This window comes from Bacillus sp. MBGLi79, assembly GCF_002953915.1.
Map to the genome: position 1 here is coordinate 2,886,081 of NZ_CP026521.1, position 6,974 is coordinate 2,893,054.

5 protein-coding genes are annotated in these 6,974 nt (G+C 46.4%); all 5 read right to left on the bottom strand.

Annotated elements, in window-relative coordinates:
- Positions 1–315: 315 nt before the first annotated feature.
- Positions 316–1,566 (bottom strand): SpoIVB peptidase, encoded by a 1,251-nt coding sequence (gene spoIVB / locus C1T29_RS14600; RefSeq protein WP_031304732.1) that lies wholly within the window; start codon positions 1,564–1,566, stop codon positions 316–318.
- 214 nt (positions 1,567–1,780) lie between these two features.
- A complete protein-coding gene (gene recN, locus C1T29_RS14605) occupies positions 1,781–3,511 on the bottom strand; it encodes a DNA repair protein RecN (protein WP_208945467.1) in 1,731 nt (576 codons plus the stop codon).
- A 31-nt stretch (positions 3,512–3,542) separates the two neighbouring features.
- Positions 3,543–3,992 carry a transcriptional regulator AhrC/ArgR gene (argR, locus tag C1T29_RS14610; RefSeq protein ID WP_208945468.1) on the bottom strand — a complete coding sequence of 150 codons (450 nt, stop codon included), beginning with the start codon at positions 3,990–3,992 and terminating at the stop codon, positions 3,543–3,545.
- Positions 3,993–4,155: 163 nt separating this feature from the next.
- Complete coding sequence (locus tag C1T29_RS14615) at positions 4,156–5,001, bottom strand: TlyA family RNA methyltransferase (protein ID WP_020452130.1); 846 nt, start codon at positions 4,999–5,001, stop codon at positions 4,156–4,158.
- Positions 4,998–6,899 (bottom strand): 1-deoxy-D-xylulose-5-phosphate synthase, encoded by a 1,902-nt coding sequence (gene dxs / locus C1T29_RS14620; protein WP_023855166.1) that lies wholly within the window; start codon positions 6,897–6,899, stop codon positions 4,998–5,000. Before dxs ends, C1T29_RS14615 begins: the two co-directional genes overlap by 4 nt.
- Positions 6,900–6,974: the final 75 nt, after the last annotated feature.

Genomic DNA, 6,974 nt, shown 5'->3' on the forward strand with positions numbered 1-6,974 from the left:
GCAACACATACTTTAATTTTCTCCACGTTTCTTACTCCCCAATGTGTATGTTGATAAATTTCATCATTCTTTTTCTAATATGTTTAATTCGACAGCACCACTTTATTCCCTTTTTTTAAAAAGGATTTTTCCAATAATAGTGGTATCTCTCGCTTTTTCTCTGTTTTTTTCTGATTTTCTCGATTTTTCGACTCGAAATGCGACTTGACAAACCGGGGAACGTGAATTTGTCGAAAAATCTTTTCTTCTTTCATTTTAACGCACAACGCGCAAGAAAAAAAGACGAAATCAAAAACTGCCGGAGGAATCCGGCAGTCAGCTTGCTTTTTCTTTTTTATAAATATCGATTCCCGCTTCAGACAGCATCCATTCAATATGCACGCCGTATCCGCTCGTCGGATCATTGACGAAAACGTGAGTTACGGCGCCAATGATCTTTCCGTTTTGGATGATCGGGCTTCCGCTCATCCCTTGAACGATGCCTCCTGTTTTGCTCAACAGCCTCGGGTCGGTAATTTTCAGCACCATCCCTTTTGTAGCCGGAAACTTCTGAGGTGTCGTACTGACGACCTGAATATCGAATTTCTCGACTTTGTCGTTTTCGATAACCGTTAAAATTTGGGCCGGGCCTTCTTTTACTTCATCTGAAAATGCAATCGGAATGGCTTTGTCAGCGATGCGGTTTTTGATTGACTCGTGAAGCGTCCCGAAGATCCCGAATGGACTGTTTCTGTTGATATCACCAATCACTTTTCGTTCTGATGCGAAACGGGCCAGTTTCTCTCCGGGATTTCCGCCTGTTCCTTTTTCAATCGAAGTGACGGTCGATTTCACGATTTGCCCTTTTTCAACAACGATCGGTTTTTTCGTATCCATGTCTGAAATGACGTGACCAAGCGCTCCGTATTTTTTCGATTTCGGCTCGAAAAAAGTCATTGTGCCGATTCCTGCGGCAGAGTCCCTGATATATAAGCCGATTCTGTATTTATCTTCAGCCTGGTCTTTTTTCGGAATGAGCTTCGTTTTGATTTCTTGTTTATCTCTTTTAATCGACAGATGTAAGGTTTCTCCTGTTTTCCCGGCCTTTTGAATAAAAGGGGTAATGTCATTCATTTTTTCGATTTTCGTGCCGTTGATTTCGGTGATAATGTCGCCTACCGCGATTCCGGCTGCTTCACCGGGCGATTTTTTGCCTTCAGAGGTATTGATTTGATGAAAACCTACGACCAATACGCCAACGGAGTGAAGCTTTACACCAATAGACTGCCCGCCGGGGACCACTTTCAAATCAGGCAGGACATTTACTTTCGTTTTTTTAACTGGGAATCCGGCAAAATCATAGACGAGTTCTGCCTTTCCATTCTTTTCACCTTTTATTTCTACTTCACTTTGATTTTCTTTCAGTGTGAATGCTTCCGATGATCCATCTTTCGAAGCACTGACGGATAAGCTCGTTTCAACCGCACGGGTACCCGTCTCAAAAATGTTCAAGTTTTTTGGGATTACAATGTATTCTTTCACCGGTTTGTAAAACCCTACACTTATTAAAGAAACAAGGAGAATCATACCCACAACTTTTCTGATTTTTTCAACATCCACCTTTTCACTCTCCTCGCACCTAACCCACACCATATAAAATTTCTTTCGCTACATTCATTACTTTTGCCTTTCGGACAGCGATTTATAACTGCGGACGGAAGAAAATCATTGGATAAAATGATAAGAATGAGTTTGTATAAGAAAATGCCGACAAAAAAATAAGCTGTTCAGGATGAACAGCTTATCCGGTAGTTTTAACAAGCTTAGCTTGGTTCAAAAGTTCTTTCGCATGGCGCTTCGTCAGATCCGTTACTTCGACTCCGGCGATCATCCGGCCGATTTCCGCTATTTTTTCCTGTTTTGTCAACGGCGTGACGCTTGTCGTCGTTCTCCCGTCTTTCGACTGTTTCGTAATCAAAAGATGGGTGTCAGCCATCGCGGCCACCTGCGGCAAGTGGGTAATGCATAAAACTTGAGAGCCGATCGAGACGCGGTGTATTTTTTCGGCGATCGCCTGCGCGACTCTGCCGCTTACACCCGTATCCACTTCATCGAAAATGATCGATGTAACATCCTGCTGAGCAGAGAAAATGCTTTTCATGGCCAGCATGATTCTTGACAGCTCTCCTCCAGATGCAACCTTTGACAAAGATTTGAGCGGTTCTCCCGTGTTTGTTGAGATTAGGAAATGGACGGTATCAATGCCGTGCTTTGTGAGCTGAACCGGCATACCGTTGACGACGGGTGCATCATCATCCCGTTCCGCTTTTTTCACCTGGAATTCCGTATCGAATGTCGATTTTTCCATATACAGATCTTTCAGTTCCTGCTGAATCTGTTTGGCCAGTTTTTTCGCCCATTTTTTTCTGATTTCGGACACATTGGCGGCTTCAATCGCCACATCCTTGCCGATTGATTCGAGGCGGGATTTTAATGCCTGCAAGTGGCTGTCCCGGTTTTCGATCCGGTCGATCTCTTCCTCTATCTTAGCCGAATAAGCTTGGATATCTTCGACAGTAGCGCCGTATTTGCGTTTCAGCTGTTTGATTTCGTTTAATCGCGATTCGATATAATCGAGGCGCTCGGGGTCGTATTCGAGTTCATCCAGCATATTTCTGATCTGAAAAGTTGAATCTTCGAGAATGTAGTATGCGTTGGCTACGGATTCAGATACTTTATTGAGCCCTTCATTGATGCCTGAGACGTTTTCAAGCTCGCTTGAAGCCATGCCGACCCAGTCAAGCCCAGCCTGCTCGTTGCGTAGCGCATTATAGGCATTTTGCAGAGCTTCGTATATTTTTTCGAAATTAGCGATTTGACGGCGCTCTTCCTGAAGAAGTTCGTCCTCTTTCGGCTCAAGGTTTGCAGATTCGATTTCATCAAGCTGAAACTGTATTAAATCGAGTCTGTGAGCCATTTCCTGTTCGCTTTCAGAAAGCTCTTTCACCTTTCTCATGACGTCCATGTAGCGGCTGTAAACTTCCTGATACGCTTTTAGAGCATGCTCGATTTCTTCTCCTGCAAACCTTTCCAGAAGCTGAAGATGGTGCTCATCCTCCATCAGCAGCTGATTGTCGTGCTGCCCGTGTATGTCAAGCAGCAGTCTGCCGACTTCCCGCAAAGCGGCAATGGTGACAAGTTTTCCATTGACGCGGCAGATGCTCTTGCCGTTTGCGTTAATATCTCTCCTCATGACGATCATGTCATCCGAGGCTTCAATCCCGAGTTCTGTGCACAAATCAAAAACCGGATGGCCGCTGTCAAGGAGGAAAAGCCCTTCCAATTCGGCTCTTTTTTCGCCATACCTGACATATTCGGACGAGCCGCGGCCTCCGACAAGCAAAGAGACGGCGTCGATGATGATCGATTTTCCGGCCCCGGTTTCACCGGTCAGAACCGTCAGCCCTTTTTCAAAAGAAACGGTTAATTCTTCGATAATGGCAAAGTTTTTGATCGATAATTCAGCTAACAAGCTTTCATGACACCTCTTTTCAGGCCTTCGTTTATAAAAGCTCCAATATTTTCTTCTGTACGATTTTGGTATCATCATGCGTCCGGCAGATGATCAAAATGGTATCATCTCCGCAGATCGTTCCCATGATTTCTTCCCAATCCAAATTGTCCATCAGCGCCCCGATCGCCTGCGCGTTGCCCGGCATTGTTTTTAAAACGATCAGATGGCTGGCTGAGTCGATTTTGACAAATGCGTACATCAATGATCTTTTTAATTTGGAAAGGGGATTAAAGCGCTGATCAGCAGGCAGGCTGTATTTGTAGGAACCGTTGTTTGTCGGCACCTTGACCAAATGAAGCTCTTTAATGTCCCGCGAGACGGTGGCCTGCGTCACATTATAGCCGTCTTTCTTTAAAATATCGACAAGCTCATCCTGCGTTTCAATTTCATTAGCGGTGATAATCTCCCTGATTTTAATATGCCTTTGACCTTTGTTCATTTCACACCTCGTTTTATACACAAATTGTGTATGTTTATACATTTATGTTAAATGATTTTGTCGGAAAAGTACATGTTTGCAGTAAAAAAGGAATAATAGCCCACTATTATTCCTTTTTGCGTGCCGGCCACCCTCGCATTCGCCGTACGACTCTCAAGGGTTTTTAATCACGCGGATCCGTTTTTTTCGCTTTTAATGTCTTGTGAGCTTCTTCGACAATTTGATTGATCGTTTCTTCTGCTATCGGCGTGCCAGGTTGCTCTTCTCCGTCCCAATGCAAATGGAGAAGGAATTCGATGTTGCCGTCGCCGCCGGTAATCGGCGAAAACGAGACGTTTCTGCAGTCATATCCTTCCCGAGCCGCAAACCGGCTGATGTCATCAAGCACAGCTTGATGGACGAGGGGATCGCGGACGATCCCTTTTTTCCCGACGGATTCCCGCCCTGCTTCAAACTGCGGTTTGACGAGAGCGATGCAGTCGCTTCCCGGAACTAAAATGCTCTTAAGCACAGGCAGGATGATTTTCAGTGAGATAAAAGAGACATCGATCGTCGCGAACTCCGGCAGTCCTTCCGTAAAATCGGCTGGTGTGCAATACCGGAAATTCGTGCGTTCCATCACTACAACCCGCTCATCCTGTCTCAGCTTCCAGGCGAGCTGATTATACCCGACATCAACGGCATATGAGCGGAGAGCGCCGTTTTGCAGCGCGCAGTCAGTGAAGCCGCCGGTGGAAGAGCCGATGTCAATCATCAGCTTGCCTTGAACGGAAAGCTGAAACTCTTTTAATGCTTTTTCAAGTTTTAATCCGCCTCTTGAGACGTATTTTAACGGGTTTCCTTTAACGGTCAGCGGAATCGTGCGGTCGACCTTTTCGCCCGGCTTGTCCAGTCTGTTTTCATTCGTATAGACGATGCCGGCCATGATGGCTCTTTTCGCTTTTTCCCGCGTTTCCATTAACCCTCTTTCTACTAATAAAACGTCGAGCCGTTCTTTTTTTCCTGTCATGATCCAATTCCTTTATGAGTCTTTACGGGCGTCAATAGTCTTATTCGTCTGATGACGTCTTCTTTTGTCATTCCGATCTCTTCCAGAAGCTTGGCGACACTGCCGTGTTCAATAAATTGATCAGGTATCCCCATTCTATCAATGATCGGGCTGTAAGACTGATGTTCATGGGCATACTCAAGGATCGAGCTGCCGAATCCGCCTTGGAGCACAGCCTCTTCGATCGTTAAAATCGGAAGCCCTTCGTTCAGGATTTCCATCAGCATGTTTTCGTCAAGCGGCTTGATAAAACGGGCGTTAACCACTCTGACCGAACGTCCTTCTTTCTGCAGCTCCTCCGCGGCAGCAAGCGCCATCGGAATGGTGGTGCCGAATGTTAAAATGACCGCGTCTGTCCCGGGTCTCAGCACTTCCCACGTTCCGATCGGGATCGTTTTCAATTCTTTATCCATTTTGACGCCGAGTCCGTTTCCGCGCGGAAAGCGCATGGCAATCGGGCCGTCATCGTATTTGACAGCCGTGTTGACCATGTGCTGGCCTTCGTTTTCGTCTTTCGGCATCATGAGAACCAAATTCGGAATATGCCGTAAAAAAGCAATGTCAAACACGCCCTGGTGTGTTTCCCCATCAGCGCCGACTAGGCCCGCTCTGTCAATGCCGATAAATACATTTAGGTTTTGCCGGCAAATATCATGGACAACCTGGTCATAAGCGCGCTGAAGAAATGTCGAATAGATCGCCAGAAACGGCTTCATATTCTGAGTCGCGAGACCAGCCGCCATCGTTGCCGCATGCTGTTCCGCAATGCCGACATCAAACATGCGCTCCGGAAACTCGCTCGCAAACCCTTCAAGTTTTGAACCGACAGGCATGGCCGGAGTAATGGCTACAATCCTTTCATCCTCGCGGGCAAGCTTCCTGACCGTTTCGCTTACGAGCGCGCTCCATGATGGCGCAGCGGCTTTCGGCTTAACAAAATCACCGGTATCGATTTTATATGGGCCGGTTCCGTGCCATGTGCCGGTTTTATCGGTTTCCGCAGGCTTATAGCCTTTTCCTTTTTTCGTAATAACGTGGAGGAGTACCGGGCCTTTCGTCTTTTTCGCATACTGCATGTTTTCAAACAGTTCATCATAGGAATGACCGTCTACAGGCCCTAAATACGTAAATCCGAGCTCTTCAAAGAACATCCCGGATACCAGCAGGTATTTCAGGCTGTCTTTGATCCGCTCGGCTGTAGCGGCAAGCTTCCCGCCAACAGCAGGAATCCGCTTGAACAAATACTCAAGCTCATCTTTGACCCATTGATATTTTCCGGCTGTGCGCAGCCTTCCGAGCATGGAATGAATCGCTCCGACGTTTGGAGCGATGCTCATTTCGTTGTCATTCAAAATGACAATCATATCTTTTTGCTCATGGCCGATATGGTTAAGCGCTTCAAGAGCCATGCCGCCGGTCAGTGCACCGTCTCCGATGATCGGGATGATATATTCGTTTGTCCCTTTCAAGTCTCTCGCAGCTGCCATCCCCATCGCACCGGAGAGAGAAGTCGAACTGTGGCCCGTTTCCCAGACATCATGTTCGCTTTCATTCCGCTTTGGAAAACCGCACAGTCCTTTATGCTGACGCAGGGTGGCGAAGTCCTTTCCGCGGCCGGTCAGCAGTTTATGGACATACGATTGATGCCCCACATCCCACAAAAACTTATCTTTCGGGCTGTTAAATTCTTTATGCAATGCAATGGTAAGCTCGACAACGCCGAGATTCGGACCAATGTGCCCTCCGGATTCAGAAAGCGTTTCAATTAAAAAACGGCGAATTTCAGCGCTCAAGCTTTCCAGTTCTTGATTTGAAAGGTTCTTCAAAAATGCAGGGTCCTTTATCGATAACAGATCCAATCGGATCAACTCACTTTCAGCATGATTTCTGCAAGTATGCGCCTTGCTTCATTTTAAGTTTCAGCTTGAATTATT